At 39.0% G+C, this 16,236-nt stretch carries 24 protein-coding genes and 2 tRNA genes; 16 read left to right on the forward strand and 10 right to left on the reverse strand.

Annotated elements, in window-relative coordinates; all coding sequences use genetic code 11:
* Positions 1-55 precede the first annotated feature (55 nt).
* The 8 genes from mltG to BQ5338_RS06965 form a co-directional block, all read right to left on the reverse strand.
* Positions 56-1,093, reverse strand: a complete 1,038-nt coding sequence (gene mltG / locus BQ5338_RS06930) for an endolytic transglycosylase MltG (RefSeq protein ID WP_071146110.1) — start codon at positions 1,091-1,093, stop codon at positions 56-58.
* A 108-nt stretch (positions 1,094-1,201) separates the two neighbouring features.
* Positions 1,202-2,038, reverse strand: a complete 837-nt coding sequence (locus BQ5338_RS06935; protein ID WP_071146111.1) for a DNA/RNA non-specific endonuclease — start codon at positions 2,036-2,038, stop codon at positions 1,202-1,204.
* Between the two features lie 118 nt (positions 2,039-2,156).
* The gene (locus tag BQ5338_RS06940) at positions 2,157-2,435 is read right to left on the reverse strand and encodes a hypothetical protein (RefSeq protein ID WP_139265205.1); all 279 of its coding nucleotides are present in this window, start codon (positions 2,433-2,435) and stop codon (positions 2,157-2,159) included.
* Positions 2,425-3,051 (reverse strand): ORF6N domain-containing protein, encoded by a 627-nt coding sequence (locus BQ5338_RS06945; protein WP_071146113.1) that lies wholly within the window; start codon positions 3,049-3,051, stop codon positions 2,425-2,427. The genes BQ5338_RS06940 and BQ5338_RS06945 overlap by 11 nt, the downstream gene beginning before the upstream one ends.
* Before the next feature lie 6 nt (positions 3,052-3,057).
* Positions 3,058-3,573 (reverse strand): hypothetical protein, encoded by a 516-nt coding sequence (locus tag BQ5338_RS06950; RefSeq protein ID WP_071146114.1) that lies wholly within the window; start codon positions 3,571-3,573, stop codon positions 3,058-3,060.
* Positions 3,574-3,637: 64 nt separating this feature from the next.
* Entirely contained in the window at positions 3,638-4,717 is a 1,080-nt protein-coding gene (locus tag BQ5338_RS06955; protein ID WP_071146115.1) for a type I restriction endonuclease, read from the reverse strand.
* 5 nt (positions 4,718-4,722) lie between these two features.
* A complete protein-coding gene (locus BQ5338_RS06960) occupies positions 4,723-5,364 on the reverse strand; it encodes an ion transporter (protein ID WP_071146116.1) in 642 nt (213 codons plus the stop codon).
* A 131-nt stretch (positions 5,365-5,495) separates the two neighbouring features.
* Entirely contained in the window at positions 5,496-6,209 is a 714-nt protein-coding gene (locus BQ5338_RS06965; RefSeq protein ID WP_071146117.1) for an XRE family transcriptional regulator, read from the reverse strand.
* A gap of 164 nt (positions 6,210-6,373) precedes the next feature.
* Here BQ5338_RS06965 and BQ5338_RS06970 point away from each other — a divergent pair, with 164 nt between their 5' ends.
* Complete coding sequence (locus BQ5338_RS06970) at positions 6,374-6,679, forward strand: hypothetical protein (protein ID WP_235816388.1); 306 nt, start codon at positions 6,374-6,376, stop codon at positions 6,677-6,679.
* Positions 6,680-7,254: 575 nt separating this feature from the next.
* On the opposite strand, the gene BQ5338_RS06975 is transcribed toward BQ5338_RS06970, so the two are convergent.
* Complete coding sequence (locus BQ5338_RS06975) at positions 7,255-7,665, reverse strand: hypothetical protein (RefSeq protein ID WP_071146119.1); 411 nt, start codon at positions 7,663-7,665, stop codon at positions 7,255-7,257.
* A 150-nt stretch (positions 7,666-7,815) separates the two neighbouring features.
* The gene (locus BQ5338_RS06980; protein ID WP_071146120.1) at positions 7,816-8,166 is read right to left on the reverse strand and encodes a hypothetical protein; all 351 of its coding nucleotides are present in this window, start codon (positions 8,164-8,166) and stop codon (positions 7,816-7,818) included.
* Between the two features lie 115 nt (positions 8,167-8,281).
* Between BQ5338_RS06980 and BQ5338_RS06985 the strand changes: the two genes are divergently transcribed.
* The 15 genes from BQ5338_RS06985 (at position 8,282) to BQ5338_RS07050 (ending at position 16,157) form a co-directional block, all read left to right on the forward strand.
* Positions 8,282-8,566, forward strand: coding sequence for a hypothetical protein (locus BQ5338_RS06985; RefSeq protein ID WP_071146121.1), 285 nt, complete (start codon positions 8,282-8,284; stop codon positions 8,564-8,566).
* Positions 8,563-8,763 (forward strand): hypothetical protein, encoded by a 201-nt coding sequence (locus BQ5338_RS06990; protein WP_071146122.1) that lies wholly within the window; start codon positions 8,563-8,565, stop codon positions 8,761-8,763. The genes BQ5338_RS06985 and BQ5338_RS06990 overlap by 4 nt, the downstream gene beginning before the upstream one ends.
* Entirely contained in the window at positions 8,763-9,152 is a 390-nt protein-coding gene (locus BQ5338_RS06995) for a helix-turn-helix transcriptional regulator (RefSeq protein ID WP_235816389.1), read from the forward strand. Before BQ5338_RS06990 ends, BQ5338_RS06995 begins: the two co-directional genes overlap by 1 nt.
* Positions 9,149-9,469, forward strand: a complete 321-nt coding sequence (locus tag BQ5338_RS07000) for a hypothetical protein (protein ID WP_078063422.1) — start codon at positions 9,149-9,151, stop codon at positions 9,467-9,469. The genes BQ5338_RS06995 and BQ5338_RS07000 overlap by 4 nt, the downstream gene beginning before the upstream one ends.
* A 228-nt stretch (positions 9,470-9,697) precedes the next feature.
* Positions 9,698-9,811: transfer RNA gene (locus BQ5338_RS16845), tRNA-OTHER, on the forward strand.
* A gap of 129 nt (positions 9,812-9,940) precedes the next feature.
* Positions 9,941-10,009 (forward strand) — tRNA-Asn (locus BQ5338_RS07005).
* A 165-nt stretch (positions 10,010-10,174) separates the two neighbouring features.
* Positions 10,175-11,110 carry an ATP-binding protein gene (locus tag BQ5338_RS07010; RefSeq protein ID WP_071146123.1) on the forward strand — a complete coding sequence of 312 codons (936 nt, stop codon included), beginning with the start codon at positions 10,175-10,177 and terminating at the stop codon, positions 11,108-11,110.
* On the forward strand, positions 11,094-11,906 hold the full coding sequence (locus BQ5338_RS07015) for a hypothetical protein (RefSeq protein ID WP_071146124.1): 813 nt from the start codon (positions 11,094-11,096) through the stop codon (positions 11,904-11,906). Before BQ5338_RS07010 ends, BQ5338_RS07015 begins: the two co-directional genes overlap by 17 nt.
* Positions 11,899-12,201: a hypothetical protein gene (locus BQ5338_RS07020; protein WP_071146125.1), complete on the forward strand. Its 303-nt coding sequence runs from the start codon at positions 11,899-11,901 to the stop codon at positions 12,199-12,201. The genes BQ5338_RS07015 and BQ5338_RS07020 overlap by 8 nt, the downstream gene beginning before the upstream one ends.
* On the forward strand, positions 12,198-12,623 hold the full coding sequence (locus BQ5338_RS07025) for a NinB/YbcN family protein (protein ID WP_071146126.1): 426 nt from the start codon (positions 12,198-12,200) through the stop codon (positions 12,621-12,623). Before BQ5338_RS07020 ends, BQ5338_RS07025 begins: the two co-directional genes overlap by 4 nt.
* Positions 12,624-12,625: 2 nt before the next feature.
* On the forward strand, positions 12,626-13,252 hold the full coding sequence (locus BQ5338_RS07030) for a hypothetical protein (RefSeq protein WP_071146127.1): 627 nt from the start codon (positions 12,626-12,628) through the stop codon (positions 13,250-13,252).
* Between the two features lie 4 nt (positions 13,253-13,256).
* On the forward strand, positions 13,257-14,927 hold the full coding sequence (locus tag BQ5338_RS07035; protein ID WP_071146128.1) for a DEAD/DEAH box helicase: 1,671 nt from the start codon (positions 13,257-13,259) through the stop codon (positions 14,925-14,927).
* Complete coding sequence (locus BQ5338_RS07040) at positions 14,924-15,109, forward strand: hypothetical protein (protein WP_071146129.1); 186 nt, start codon at positions 14,924-14,926, stop codon at positions 15,107-15,109. The genes BQ5338_RS07035 and BQ5338_RS07040 overlap by 4 nt, the downstream gene beginning before the upstream one ends.
* A complete protein-coding gene (locus BQ5338_RS07045; protein ID WP_071146130.1) occupies positions 15,106-15,456 on the forward strand; it encodes a VRR-NUC domain-containing protein in 351 nt (116 codons plus the stop codon). The genes BQ5338_RS07040 and BQ5338_RS07045 overlap by 4 nt, the downstream gene beginning before the upstream one ends.
* Positions 15,453-16,157: a DEAD/DEAH box helicase family protein gene (locus tag BQ5338_RS07050; protein WP_071146131.1), complete on the forward strand. Its 705-nt coding sequence runs from the start codon at positions 15,453-15,455 to the stop codon at positions 16,155-16,157. Before BQ5338_RS07045 ends, BQ5338_RS07050 begins: the two co-directional genes overlap by 4 nt.
* Positions 16,158-16,236 lie beyond the last annotated feature (79 nt).

Consider the following 16,236-nt stretch of genomic DNA (forward strand, 5'->3'; position numbering starts at 1 on the left):
TCTTTTTAGTGTTAATCATGTATTAGTCGGTATCTATTTAAATAATCAGAGGCGATTATTTAAATATTTTTCTTTTATTTAAGGCCTCCCAGTATTTGCGGGCATTTACCATGTGCTCAGCGTAATTGGATGCAAAGTTATGCGTACCCGAAAAATCCTCTTTGGCACACATATATATATAATTGTGTTTCACATAATTGAGCACACTATCAATACCCTTCACGGATGGTATTCGGATAGGGCCGGGAGGTAATCCGATATTCTTATAAGTATTGTAAGGTGAGTTAATGCTGAGGTATTCATTTTTGATCCGCCTCAAACCAAAATCCTGCAAGGCAAATTTGATTGTAGGGTCTGCTTGCAGAGGCATTAATGCGTGAAATCGATTCAGATATAACCCTGCTACCATCGGCTTTTCATTGTCGTTATTGGTTTCTTCTTCTACAATAGATGCAACAGTGGAAACTTCTTCAGGCGTTAACCCGATGGCTTTAGCTTTAGCTAGTCGATCTTTGTTCCAGAATTTAGCATGCTCTTTTTGCATCCGCTTGAAGAAGTCGTCCAAACTTATATCCCAATACACCTGATAAGTTTCAGGAATAAACAGACATATAATCGTTTCCTCTTTATAACCCATTTTAGCACAAAAGGTAGAATCTAAAAGCTTAGAAGCAACTTCCGTAGAGTCAATCATCAGTTGCTTTCCTATGTTGCGGGCTAATCTCTCCTTTGTTCGTACATTACCTATTGTCAGATTCAAAGGTGTTTGCCGCCCTCTTGCCATGCGTTTGAATACGTGGTACACATTATCTCCGGGTTTTATGAGATATCGTCCGGTATGTATGCTCTTTGAATAATCTTGATATTCAGCCATCCAGCGAAATCCACTTAAATTGCCCGGTAATCCTTTGTCTATCACCTTGTTATAAATAGAGTCCAGCGTGTCGTCTCGATCAATATAGACGTAAACTTCTTTTTGCGGATGAAATTGTGAGGAAAAGAAATAGTAGTATACAGTGCCGATAGCTATAAAACCTGCAGCAAAGACGATGCCTGCGATTATTGATAACTTTTTCTTATTTTTCTTAATCATCGGATGAGTCTGTTGAATTTGCCGCCAAAGATATAAAGAAATAGGTGAATAGAATTAGTCGATGGACTAAAATCTTTATTAAATTTCTTGGAAGGGAATTTTGGAACACTAATTCATGGGCCAGTGCGAGAACTCTATTTGTGATTCAATTTGCCTTTCGAGCTTATTGGGTAAATGAGAAAAGAAATCTAAACCGCTTATGCTTTCTATATTGTCAATCGTTATGCAATAACTTCTAAGGTTGGCTACAGAACGCTCATTCTTAAAGATAAAACCGATAGCTCTCGGAGTTGGGAAAGGCGATAGTATTATTTTAAAGAATCCTGTTGGAACAGTGATCGAGTTTCGTCCGATAGTTTTTGATTGCTTATCGACCAAAGGTCCACAAATAATGATAAGTACACTGTCTACTCTTGCCCAATCACGAATTTGGCTTTCCAGATCCTTCCATTTTCTCCGGTTTAGTTCCGGATGTTGAGGGCAAACGTTGCTAAAGTAGAACGATTCCTTCATTGCTACCTCATCCCATTTCATGTCTGCAGCCGGAGCCATATGCCCTTTGTCAAAACCGCTACGAGCATAGTCTTTGTTGCTGGCACTGCTCCCGTAAACGAAGGGATCACTCATGAAACGATTATTCCTTTTTGCTTTACCGGTGAGTTCGGTTCTGGTAAGTTCATAAGAGACCCAGTTTGGTAGTTTCCACGATTTATTGTATGAAACAATATATCCTTTATGCCTTATAACTTGTTCTTCTCGGGAGGTTGTCGCATTGGGAATCTCTAAGTTTTGAAGATTTAGTTTGTTTAGAGTTGTGCCTTGATAGGTCTCTTGCCCGAATACAGGCAAATAGGAGAGAAAAAAGAGCTGAATCGCTATAAATAATATAGTAACAGTTTTAAGAGAGAGGTTTGTTGCTTTATAAGGAAGTTCCTGAGGCTGCATGAGCCGGTAGCCGGACTTGAACCGGCGACCTACGCGTTACGAATGCCCTAAAGGGAATTCGGTAACGTGCAGTGTATTAGGTGGTTACTACTCATTTTCATGTTCTCGAAGATTCGTTTTAGTAAATTGGGGTCAAGCTTCCATTTGTTATATGTCCAATATTTTCTAGTACTTCATCAATGAAGATCGAGCGGTAAGCGGGGCAATCAATCACCCCCTTATGTTTTGCTTCCCGGTAGACCTTGGCGAAAAGCCTGGCTTTTTCCTCTTCCGTCTCCGGCACTTCTTTAATCACCGTAGTGAGAAACTTGCAACCCCATCCTTTGCAGGTAGGAGTGAGGGAACAGTATGCTTCATCGGTACGGTTCTTGTTACACTGTGATATGCTATTTATCATCTTCATAAGTTTTAAATCCTATTGGCTTACGTGGCGGCTTCTTCTTATCATCTTTCTGCTTCGCCGCTAATTGTGAAAGAGCAAGGTAGATATCATCAAGTTCCTTTCGATAATCTTCGCTAAGGTCATTAATGGCTTCCATTGTTTCTTTTCCAAGGCGTTCAATCATTTTAAAGGCTTTTGGCCCCTGTTGCTCTAGTTCCAATATTCTATTGCGAAGCTCTTTCATTTCATCAGTATTAGCTTCGCTGCTTAATACGTATTGTCTTACGCTGACGAATGCACGCATGATGGCAATGTTTACCTTAATAGCGATGTTTGATCTTAGAACGGATGAAAGCATCGCTACACCTTGTTCGGTAAAGGCAAAAGGCGAGTAAGCACTGAAATTGTATTGGGGTGTGCCATTTTGGAATACCCTACTGGATATCAGATCATTAGCCTCTTTTTTTGTTAACTCAAACATGAAATCTTCTGGGAAGCGTTCAATATTTCGCCTTACAGCTCTTTTGAGTAAACTGGTTTCTGTTCCATAGAGTTTTGCCAAGTCAAAGTCAAGCATTACTTTGCATCCTCTAATCTCGTATATCTTGTTTTGTATGACAGCTATTTCCATTGTATTTTATTCAGCCTCATTACTAGTGTGCACTATTTCAGTAATATCTTTGTCAAAATAGTAATTTGCTTTTTCTATAATTTTGGCACCTAAGCTGTTATTACCTCTGCACGTGAATTTTGTATACCATCCACTAAATTGGCGTTTGAAGTTTTTCTTCCCAATCTCTATTTTGCTTTTTGTATCACCGATTAGTTGTTCGATCACTGGTATGCTATCAGTCATTTCTCTACATCTTGTTTTGCCATAAATATCTGGGTACCCTGAGTTGACCTCTAAATTTATTTTTTTTATCTCAAGGTCACTTTCGATTTTGCTTAAAGAATCATATTCGGAGGTCGAGAAGTAAGTCGTAAATGTTGAATCAGGCTTCGATATTTCTACAAACTCATAGCTGGACCAGTCTTTCATGGTTTTCTTCAAACTCTCTTCAATGAGCTTTTTAGCTTTATCTTCTTTGGATGGTGAACATGCTGTTGAGGTGATTGCACCTACAGCTAGAAACAATAGAATCTTTTTCATGTTTTGTAATTGATATAATGGGGCGCTTGGTTTTAGCCCCCATTTTACTATTTATCTTTAACTATTATTCGTTGCTCTCTTTCTTTTCGTACATGTTAATTGCCTTAAAATAATCTTCAGAATATTTATATAAATCATCAAGACTTTCGATAAGATGTTTGACGTCTTTTTTGTTCTCATCAATAGTTGCTACATATTTGTTTGATGAGTTAAAATACATTCGGCAAATGCACTTTCTATTGTTGTCGTCTAGGAGAATAGAGAAATATGTTTGAGCGTCTCTATGTACAATTCTAGATACTTCAATTTTTTCTCTGCAAATGGACTTGACTATCCTGTATGCTTCTAGTTCTTCTTCGGTAGTTACAATTTTGTTGTCGCTATTTTTATCTTCAGGACTGGCCTCAATTTCTTTTGGAGCTTCGACTGCTTCTTCAGTTTTTAATGCTGTTTTTAGTCTTTCAGAAATAAGATCGCTTATATAGCTACTTATTGATTTTCTTGTAAGCACAGTGAATTGTTCTAGTAACTTTGCTGTTATGCTACTGTCATAAACTTGTTTAGCGAAGAATTTAACAAATTCAGGTGTTGGATTAGCAAACTCTTTTGCAATAATCATTTTTAGTTCGCTTGTGTATTTTAACTCACTGGCTGAGCTTAAGATGTTTTCAATATCAAAATAAGACTTATGGAACTTTTTAAGCTCTTCAATTTGCGAATCTTTCACATCAGTAATGTCAACCTCCAAGAAGGGTTTTTCATCCATTTTATTAGGTTCCATAAGATCAGTATAAAACCGATAGATAATGCCATTGGTGAGCAGTCCAAATTTAGCTTTTGATACATTGAAATAGCGCAATAATTGATTGTCGTGTAGATTTAAGTCTTGTGCCCAATGCTTGCACTCAATCAGTAATATTGGCTCACCGTCTTTCATAATGGCATAATCAATCTTTTCGCCTTTTTTCATACCGATGTCACAAGTCATTTCGGGAACTACTTCAAGGGGGTTGAAAACATCATAGCCTAGCGTATTAATGAAAGGCATGATAAAAGCATTCTTGGTTGCTTCTTCGGTACAGATGTTATCTTTGAGCTTTTCAACTCTTTCCGCAAACTGTTTAATCGCATCTTTAAAGTCCATAGTTATTATTTTTTGTTATTAAAAAAGATTTCAGCTAAGTATGCTGTGAATGATCCAAGTAATGTCATACCTGATATGGCTAGTAATGCGGCTATGATTTTCCCATACACAGAGATTGGAGGGCTACAGTAGTCCATACCTAATATGGTATATATTGTCCACCAGAAAGCATCTTGGGCATTATTTATTTCTCCTATGCCTTTCTCGAAGGTTAAGATAAGCAGTGATGATGCAATAACTAACAGGATAGAGAATAAAATCACCGATTTGAAGATGCCTTCTCCTTTATTTTTGAATGTCTGATTTAGAATTCTATTTATTGATTTTGCAGCTTTGATTACTCTAAAGACGCGAATAATTTTAGCTACTCGTCCAAATCTTAGTATTCCAATATTGGGTATACTAGCCAATAAATCTATAATACCAAATTTAAGAAAATGTAGTTTTTGTGGCGCTTTGATGAAGCTAATTAGAAAATCGATGATGAAGATCACACAAATGCTTGTGTCTATCATCCATAATAGCTCTTTCATCTCTTCAGACATTGGCATAAAGAGTTCAAGAGTCATTACGCATAATACGTAAAGGGATAGTACGAAAATTATAATTTCAAAGAATGAAATTTTATTGTTGTTTGATACAGCCATTTCCCTATAGTCTTTTCATGTATCTATGTACTTTAAGTATGATCTTCATAGTGTTATTCGTTAGCCTTTTTATATGTTGATGGCTTTGAGATCGTCTTCAGGATATGTGTATAAAAAATAAGGTCTTGATATTATTGATTCCTTTGCATTTTTACTACATTGAATAGCATCTTAACGTCTACTAAATTCAACTCTCTATCTTTATATAAGGGGTTAAGGGAATGAATTGTGATAATCCCTTTTTCCACATCATGATCTATGATCTTCTTGATTAGCACGCCGTCAGTCTTGTGTACTATTACAAAAGCATTCCATTTATTAATGTGTAATTTGCTCTTCCAGTATTCCTGAGCGATATCCCGGCAAAGCACAATGTCGCCTTCTTCAAAGCTATATTTGCTTCCGTCGTCCATTGAATCTCCTTTTACTTCAAAGCAGATGTATTGGCCTTGATATTCTCGATCTACGGGGAATGGGACTGTTGGCAGTGCGCCTATATATTCTGGATCTGAGTATCCACATAGATACCCAGCGTATGCATATTGATTCACGAGTGGTACGTTCATTATTGTGCCGAACTCAAAGAGCACGGCTTCGTTCTTGATAGTTTGTGTTTGAGGTGAATTGTTTAGCATTTCACCTTCTCCTGTTAATAGCCAAGTTTTTTCTATTTCTGGAAAAGCGCTGGCTATCTTTCCTGCAAGTGCATTACTGATATTTTTTATTTTTCCTTTTTGTATATCATATAAGCTTTGAACAGTTTTGATTCCAATACTTTCTGCAAATTTCTTCGCAGACATATTGGAATACTTTAATAATTCAGCTATTCTTTCGCTTGTTTCCATCTAAAATCAAGTATAATCAATTAAAATAAGTTAATATCCAGTATTTCTTAGATGAAAAACTTGATATTACTTGAATTTACTTTATCTTTGCATCATTCAATCACACAAATATACAATGATTGATTGAATAAGCAAAGAAAAAACAATACCTAATAAGGATTAAGATGAAAAATCAACAATACAATTTGTCGCAAATCATGAGAACAGCTCATAGAAGTTATAGAAGAGCAAATGGTGAAAAAACCTTTTCAGAATGTCTCGTGAACTCATGGAAATTAGCAAAGCTTCAGGTAGCAATGAGCGGTGTTAATGAAAATGCAAAGAAAGCGATGGAGAGAAGAAATGAAACTATCCGTAATTCCGCAAAAGCTACTCCAAGCAAAGCATATAATGATCTGAATATTCCTGAATCTGCATATTACAATCCAAATAGCACTGGCCTGTACGGGGCACACTACGTCGGAGACTGACGGATGAAATATTCCTGTATGGTCTTAGAACCTACCTTTTGATAGGGTACAGAGAGCAAAATGCGCATTGGCTTAGTTTTCGGTGCAATCCCTTTGAGAATGAGCCTTCCGGCAACGGAGAATCTGAAAGAGGATACGAGGTTAATTGAACCTTAATCAATCGCTTGGCAGCGTTAAGTCACCCAATACAATGAGGTTTTAATCTGCATTTACCCGCAAAGGGATATTGGGAGCAATGAGAGTTTGACTCATAAAACAAACAGGGGTTGTTTCCTCCCCGCAATGAAGGATTCCCTGAAAGGCTCGGAACTGGTAACAGAAGCAGACTTGAGTAGGGATACGGGTGCAGACCCGGAAAGCAATCGGTTACGTGTGACTGATATAATCTGCCGCAGTTCGTACTGAGAAAGGTACAACGGAACTCCGAAGCATACCCATATAAACAGATAGTAGACATGTCCTTGATAGTAGTGGGTTAAAATGAAGCTTAACAACAAGCCCCGATCGGTACATCATTCCGGCTTGAAACCGTTGTAGGTTATCGGGGCACTATTATTTTAAATACGATATTCTTCTTATGCTTTTTTGCGATCCTTGATTTTGCAAATTGACTTGAATAATATTTGGAAAATAACAAAAAAGACAAAGAATGAAAATATAGCTATGTGTTGGTATAGAAATTCCAAAACTGAACCTAGTAGGGCTAAAATGGAGATAAAATAGGCAAAAAAAGTGCACACGTACATATCTAATTTATTAAACTCTTTACTTAATAATGGGCGTAAGGAATTAATAGACAGAAGTATACCCAATGTCGATAACACTATGACTGTGGCAACTTTTAGGAAATAATTATAAGATTCAAATTCGGGAATTACATTATGCATAAGTAAATAGCCAACAGGAGCATACATGATAATTGCCATTACAACTCTCTGCCCCTTATTTTTTAGAGACTTTTTAATAAGAGAAATCAGTTCGTTCATTTTATTTAATATTTTAATTTGTTATGAAAATAAGTTATACTATTTTATCGAGAAATTTAGGACTTACAATGCATAGCCTTTGTAAGTCCATAAATTATTTAGTGGAAGAGGGGTTAATAACTAAGGATGTATCTAAACAATGTACGTTCCTTACTTTAACTGAAAAAGCTCGGGAGATTCTTTCTCCAAGTTGTCCATCTCATTATACAGATATTCAACGTAGTCTTCTACAGTCTGGTGCTGGTTTGAGGATCCTCTATCAATTATTGTGGAGTTAGTGAGGTAATCACGGCAAAAATAATCTTTATCGGATGCGTTTGTTTCAATGGTAGTGTCTTGAGGAAATCCAATGATATCGAATGCTGTATCCAGAAGGATATTACTGAGATTTACGTTGACTCCAAGTTTTTCTAATTCATCGCATTTATAGCTTAAGCTAAGGTGTTCATGGATAAGCGTTTCGACAATCTCTCTTTGAGTTTTAATAATAGATTTTTTCATTATTACTTATTTTTTGGTTTGTACTACAAAGGTAAGTAAATCTCCCGAAAAAGAGCGTGATGCTGTTGATCGAATCACTTCGGGAGAACATTAATCAATTAATAATATTAGAGTTATGGGAAAAGTAAAAAACGTTCGACAGCTTGTCGAAAAAGCTGTTATGGACTCTATCGAGTTTTCTACTAGAAACAAAGGCCAAATCTTTGTTCAGTACAGTCCTCATGTGGATGCTGTTCTATTTCATGCGTATAAGAATGGATGGTCTATGGATAATCCAAATGCTCCAACTGATTTCAATTTTACTATTTATATCAAAGGTAATTTGAAGCCAACGATTCGAGAAGCAAAAGCGGCTTTAAAGTCTGTATATGATTTTATTAAGGAGGGAGGTGACAAATGAATGAAACAATAGAAAGAAGGGATGTTTCGCCTGTTCTGCGAGAAATGGAAGTAGGCAGTGAAGAGGTATTCCCTATTGAGCAACAACAAACGGTAGTCAACACGATTCAGCGTTTGCAGACAGAATTAATCCGTTCAGGTGCAAAGTGGTCACAATGCAAAAAAGGATTTGTTTGTGTGGCAAAAAGGATAGCATAATGATGAATGCTTTGTCACCGGCAGAATGGCAGGTCGCAAATGAATATTGCAAGGGACTTACCGATAAGGAGGTGGCCGATAATTTATGCAAATCGGTATGGACCACCAAAACACAGAAACGGACAATATACAGGAAGCTCGGAATATCGAAAGATACCGAGCTTCTTTTGTATATGCTCTGTGAGAAAATGAAAAAGAATTTCGATCTGAAAGAAATTCGCAAACACGGGCTTGAGCTCTTGTTCAGTGTCTTATTTATTGTGATGCAGGTAACATGTCACAATGTTGATTTAAGACGAATGAGAGGCAAAAAGAATGCTCGTATAACTGCGAGGGCTAGAACTGGATCGGGAAAGAAAAATGAACTTGATTTAACGACACTGATATGATATACCAAGCAAATAATGAACTGAGGACAACGATACTCGATGATGGGACAATAGAGGCAAAGCTTCAGGAAATACTAACGGTGATGAACAATAAAACGTTCGGCCAGCGTGAAGCTGCTGATATTGTCGGCGGACGTGGGAGACTCTTTAAGTTAGTGGGTGAGGGCAAAATACGTGCGGAGAAGCCAACTAACAAGCAAAATGGTAAATGGTTTTGCAATGCTTCCGATGTGCTTCGCTTTGCCAGAAGATCGTACCGTAAACCTCGTAAATTGAAAAGAGATGGGAAAAATAATAATAAACGTGCTAGTGCTTAATTTATTAGCATTGCCGTGTTTGTTGATGTTTAACGGAGAAAATCCAATAACAGGAGAATGGAACTGGCATTGGAATGTGATAGGGCTCGTATACTCGGTATGGTTTTATCATCGCATTCTAAAGCCAATATTTAAACCCATGATGTGAATCACGGTGAATTGTGTTTTTCATAGTATTTGATTTTTTTTAGCTTGAAAGTCCTACGTCAGGCGTGGCGTAGGCAAAACGGAGAAGTGGCGGAATGGTAGACGCTCCACCCTAGTGCGTGGAATTGGTTCCGATCGTGCCGGACGTTTGCAATTGGTATGTGACAAATACAGGTTCGAATCCTGCCTTCTCCACAATGCAATATTGCAGATTAATCAAATAATGTCGCTGCAAAGGACAGCGTGAAGTGCAAGCCTTCTTTAGGATTTATACTTAACCGAATACATTTCATTTTGCAGCCTCGCAAGCGTGCGGGGCAAAACGGGCTATTAGTCAAAGGCAGACATCGGAGTGTTTATCCGAAAATAGCGGTTCGATTCCGTTATAGTCCACACCTTAGCGGAGGGAGTATAAATACAATTTTAAACTAGAACTATAATGATTGTAAAGCCTGTTAAGGTGCATAAAATCGATTGTAATCCCGGTGTGGCTTGAATGCCTATCCGGGAACTATTTTTTTGATTCATTTTATTTATTAACCCACAAAATTATTAATCATGGGACTTATTAAGAAACCGACCGAGCTGATGGTCAAAAGTACAATATCAGCACTTATTTACGGACAACCGGGTATCGGTAAAACGACGCTTTCTTTGAGTGCGCCTAATCCGGTATTATTTGATTATGACGGTGGTGTGCACCGTGTGAATGCTGCACATCGTATGCCGACGGTACAAATCACTTCATGGGATGAAACGAATCAGGTTATTGCCTCGGAGGACATTAAAGAGTATAACACGATCGTGATTGATACGGCCGGTAAGATGCTTGACTTTATGAGTGCGGATATTATTGCTCGTTCAAAGAATAAAACGCCGGGCCGAAAGTTGGCATTGAATGAATACGGCGAACGAAAGGCTATGTTTATCGCATTTCTCAAAACTGTTTCGATGATGGGTAAGAACGTTGTGTTTGTTGCCCATGAACGCGAGGAGAAGAATGGCGAGGAAAAACAGATTAGGCCGGAGATTGGCGGTAGCTCTGCCGGTGATTTGATTAAGGAATTGGATCTTGTAGGGTACATGGAGGCCATCGGAAAAGAGAAAACAATTTCTTTCGATCCCTGCGAGAAGTTCTATGGAAAGAATACCTGCAACCTTCCTTCTGTGATAAAGATTCCGGTTATCATCGATGCAAACGGTAACATAACCGGCCGTAATACATTCATGACTGACATCATTTCAAAATACACGGAATATCAGGCTAGGCAAACGGAGCTCTCGAATGACTATGAATCTTTGATGGATGTGATAAGGGAGAACGTAGAGCTTGTGACAGATGAAATTTCCGCAAATGATGCTCTTACCCGTATTGGTGAATTCCAGCACATCTTTGATAGTAAGGTGCAGGCTGGCACACTCTTGAATGATAAATGTAGAAAGTTAGGATTGAAATACAATAAATTATCAAAGAAGTATGAACGTGCGGCCTGATTATAAATTTTATCCAAGTCTACTTGACCAATACGAGAAGTATTTGAGAGCGGACGAACAGCTGGAAGCATATTGGAATATTGATAATGAAACCGGGGAATATAAAAAATCTCCGGAAGAAATTGAAGTTGAACTGAAGCAAAGCTTGTTGGATTCTATCAACCGTGTTCCCTTTGAAAGTGAGGCGGCTGATAAGGGAACAGCTTTCAATGAGATCATTGATTGCTATGTGCATAGTCGTGGGCATGTGCCTGATGAACGTAATAACTTCACTATTAAAGGTGATGAAGAAAGGAACGTTATCATGGTTGAGTTTCCGAATAGGCGCTTCATGTTTGACAGGCAGTGGTGTATTGAACAAGCGAACTACTTTGAAAGTGCCGTTTCTCAGTTGTTTGTCTCCGCAATTCTCCCGACACAGTTTGGTAATGTTGAACTCTACGGGTTTATTGATGAACTCATTCGTGATACGGTGTACGATATCAAAACAACATCAAAGTATGAGTTTGGCAAATACGAGCATGGCTGGCAACGGCATGTGTATCCGTATTGTTTGATTGCATCGGGACAGATGGATAGCGTGAAAGCATTTGAGTTTACCGCTTATGCTTTAAAAGGTGGTACCAGTAGAACACCGCTTATAAGTGGTACACAGTTTCCGGAGTATTACACTTACAATCACAAACAGAGTACTCAAATGCTGATAAACCATTGCGAGGCTTTCATTCAGTTTTTGGAAGCTAACAAGGAACTTATTACTGATAAAAAAGTGTTTGGAGGGCAAAACAATGAGTAATATTTCGGATATAATGAGTGTCAATGTCAACAATCTGCGGGAGAGGCAATATTCGGCTTTGAAATCTCATGTATTGGAAAAATTGAACAGAGTGTCCAAGGCAATAGAAGAAGATCGGTTAAGCGATATTGAAAGCGAATTAAGCTTTAGTCCCGCCGGTGATGGTTACGGATGCAACAACCATTTCATTGACTTTAATTGGGAAAAAGGGGATGAAACGATTGATATGGCAGAGGTCACTAATATGCTTATGGAGCTCTCCGGACATGAGCTTAAAATGATTGGAGTGTTATGAGTCAGGAAGCAATTCTAACGAAGAAAGACGGAGAGGTAGAGTTATCAAAGCCATTAGAGTTTATGTATTCCCAGTTAAGGAATGGGCGTTATAGGTTGAAAATTGAACGTTATGTTGAACAGCGTACTATTTCACAGAATGCATTGATGTGGTTATGGTTTACATGTATTGAGCGAGAAACAGGGACAGATAAGCAAGATGTGCATGATCACTACTGTATGGCCTTTCTTCGTAGAACTGCTTTAATTAATGGTGTAGAGATGACGGTTTGCGGGAGTACTTCCATGCTAAACACGTTGCAAATGACTGATTTTTTAGAGAAGGTTAAGGCGGATGCGGCGGTTGAACTGGGAATCACTCTCCCTCTTCCCGAAGATCGGTACTATGCCGAGTTTATTAACGAGTATAAATACAGAAGGTAATTATGGATATTACAAAAGCAAAAATTACAAAGGATAATACGATTGTTGCAACGTATACCAATGAGAACGGTGACACGGTTACCATTGAGGGAAAGAACATTGTTCATAAGGATTTGACCGCCGCTTTTAGCGAGCTTATTCCTCACTTGACAATTCTGTGCGAACAGAAAGAAGCGGATGGGAAACTTCTCTGTGATCTTCCTGATGGAATATATTCGAAGCTTGAGGTTTCCGGCTATTCAATGGGCGGGAGTGATGACAGCGAAGGGGTTACTTTGACGGGAAAGCGCTTCCTTATGAGTAAGAAGGTGCTTAATTTGAATGCGCCGTTTACGATGTTCAACAATGAGAATGAAGAATACGAGTATGCGTTGGATCTTTATGAATCAGTGCAGAAATGCAGTTATGAGGTTGAACAGTACTTGTTTGAAAAGAAATGGGCTGTTGTGCAACAGGAGTTACCGTTTAAAGAGGGTGAGGCGAGTGATATGCCGTTTGAGGATATTAATCCTGATGCGGTTGCGGAAGCAGTAGAGGGCTTTGAGAATGCGGGTGCAACGTTTATTATTAACGGTGAGGAAGCGAAGCCGAAAAAATCCCGTAAGTCGAAGAAAGAATTAGTAGCATAGTTATATGGCAGCACCTTTACTTATTACACGCACGCCGGATTGCTATAAGATTCAGTTTGTGTTTCACCCGTTGTTGAATGAGTGTGTTAAGCGGATACCGTCGAGGGAGTGGGTGCATGATGAAAAGTACTGGAGGGTTAGCATTGGTGATTATGATTATGTGAACAAGTTTTCTCAATGGGCCGTAAATCGGGGATTATGCTCACGATTGCAATACAGGGAACAGAAAGAGATCGATAAAGACTATTCACTTCCTGATATGCCGAAGCTGAGTGTTCCTCATGGCTTGAAACTAGAGCCGTATGATTATCAGAAAGAGGGGATCGCTTACGCATTGCAGCATAAGCGATGCATATTCGGAGATCAGCCCGGTTTAGGGAAGACACTTCAGGCAATAGGCACGGTTACGATATCACAAGCGTATCCGTGCCTTGTTGTTTGTCCGGCATCGTTGAAGATAAACTGGCAACGTGAGTTTCATAAGTTTGCCGGAAAGAATGCCCTTATACTTGATGATAGGAGTAAGGCATCATGGCAACGCTTCTATGAAACGAAGTGCTGTGATATCTTCATTGTGAATTATGAATCACTGAAAAAATTCTTTGTTCGTGGCATTAAGGAACAGAGCCGCTTCACAATGAAGGCGATAGATTTTGATCCACGTATTGACTTGTTCAAATCGATCATCATTGATGAATCACACAAATGTAAATCAACGAAGACGCAACAGGCAAAGTTTGTTGAGGGTATCGCTAAAGGTAAGGAGTATGTGTGTTTGCTTACCGGCACGCCGGTTGTGAATGACAATACCGATCTTATACAGCAACTTAAGATCATGGATCGGTTAGAGGACTTTGGAGGGTATAAATACTTCTTTGAAAAGTATTGTGATGGTCCGAAGAGGTCAAGCAACTTAAAGGAACTCAATTGGCGGTTGTGGCATACATGTTTCTTTCGAAGGGAGAAAAGCAAGGTACTCACTCAGTTGCCTGATAAGACACGGCAGTACCTGACGCTTGATATCACTACCCGGAATGAATACCAAAAGGCCGAGTCCGATCTAATCAGTTATCTGCGTAATTACAAGAATGCGGATGATGAAAAGATTGCCAGGGCAGTGCGTGGTGAGGTGATGGTTAAGATGGGGATTCTTAAAGCGATATCGGCACGTGGGAAGATCAAGGCGGCTGCCGATTTTATTCATGATGTTATTGATGGAGGTGAAAAACTGATCGTGTTTGCCTACCTGAAAGAGGTTGTGATGGAGCTGAAGAAGATGTTTCCGGATGCGGTGACTGTTACCGGTGATGATAGCCAAGTTCAGAAGCAGCATGCTGTTGATGCCTTTCAGGAAGATCCTAATTGCAAGCTTATTATTCTGAACTACAAATCAGGTGGTACGGGGCTTACGCTAACGGCCAGCTCTCGTGTGGCATTCGTTGAGTTTCCGTGGACATTCTCGGATTGTGAGCAGGCGGAGGATAGGGCACACCGTAACGGACAGAAAAATAGCGTGAACTGCTATTACTTCCTAGGGAAAGATACGATTGATGAATACATGTACAAGGTCATTCAGACAAAGAAGGATATCGCAAACGGTGTTACGGGTACGGATGATCAGGTGCAGGAGGATATTATTCAAATGACAATGGATTTATTTAAAACAAAATTATGAGTAGTGAAAATACAGATAAGAAATCGCTTGTCTCCTTTACTATTGTAGAGGACGAAAAGGGGAGAATCAGAATAGTGAATCCGAATGTGAGTGGCGAAGGTATCAGTATTGTTTTGTTCGGCTCACTGATTAAGCATTTGGCGGAGCTTGAAAGTTGGTATAACCAGACTACGCAGAAATGAGACCAGAGAGTGAAAGTCAGATACAGCACGGATGTATCACGTGGTTCAGGGCTCAATATCCTTCTTTGTCACGCTTACTGTTTGCCGTTCCTAACGGTGGTAAGCGTGACAGTAGGACAGGAGCACAGATGAAGTACGAAGGTTGCATTCGTGGTGTGGCAGACTTAATATTGTTGGTTCCGAAAAAGGGCTACGCATCCTTGTGCATTGAGATGAAAACTTTAAAAGGAGTACAGAGTGATGAACAAAGGATATGGCAGCGGTCTGCTGAAAGGGCGAATAACAAGTATGTTGTCTGCCGTTCTTTGGAAGAATTTATGAATGAAGTTAATTCCTATCTAAGATGAACTATATAGAATTAATTAATCAGTTTTGGTCAATCAGAAGATATAAGCCGATGACAGCACATGAAGCAGACTTTTATTTCTTTCTACTAAAGGAATGCAACATGAGGAACTGGCTTTGCCCCTTTGACTTGCCAACACGTTTAATCCAAGCCGAATTAGGTTATTCAAATAAAGTGATAACTGATTTGCGCAACCGATTAAAGCAAAAAGGACTGATTGATTTTATTGAAGGAAATAGAAGGGAAAGGGCGGCTGCTTATATTTTGGTTTCTGTGAGTAACCAAAACAGTAATCAAACTAGTAACCAATTTAGTAACCAAAACGGTAATCAAATTGGTAACCCTTTAAATACTAAACATAAACAGAAACAAAAACAAGAGAATAACTCTAACGAGTTATTTGCGCAAAGTGAAATTAAACCTCCCAAAATCAAACGCCCTAAAAAAGAATTTATACCTCCTACGCTCGAGGAGGTTAAAGGCTATTTTGCCGGTAAGCTTCCCGAGTGGGAGCAGCAGGCTGAAATATTCTTTAACCACTTTGAAAGTCTTGGCTGGAAAGCGGGTAATGGCGTGAAAATACAACGCTGGGATAGTAGGGCTAATCTTTGGATAATAGAAAAATCAACGAAGAATGGAAACAAGAAACAGGCGAATGATGACCTTGGAACAGATGTTATCATACGGTCGACCACGGCCTGAGCCGTTTACGTCCGAGGAAAGACCCCGGCTGTTTGTTGAGTGCTGCAAATTTATTTGCCCCCAATTTAGCATTGATGAA

The sequence above is a fragment of the Bacteroides ihuae genome (assembly GCF_900104585.1).
Lineage (GTDB): Bacteria > Bacteroidota > Bacteroidia > Bacteroidales > Bacteroidaceae > Bacteroides > Bacteroides ihuae.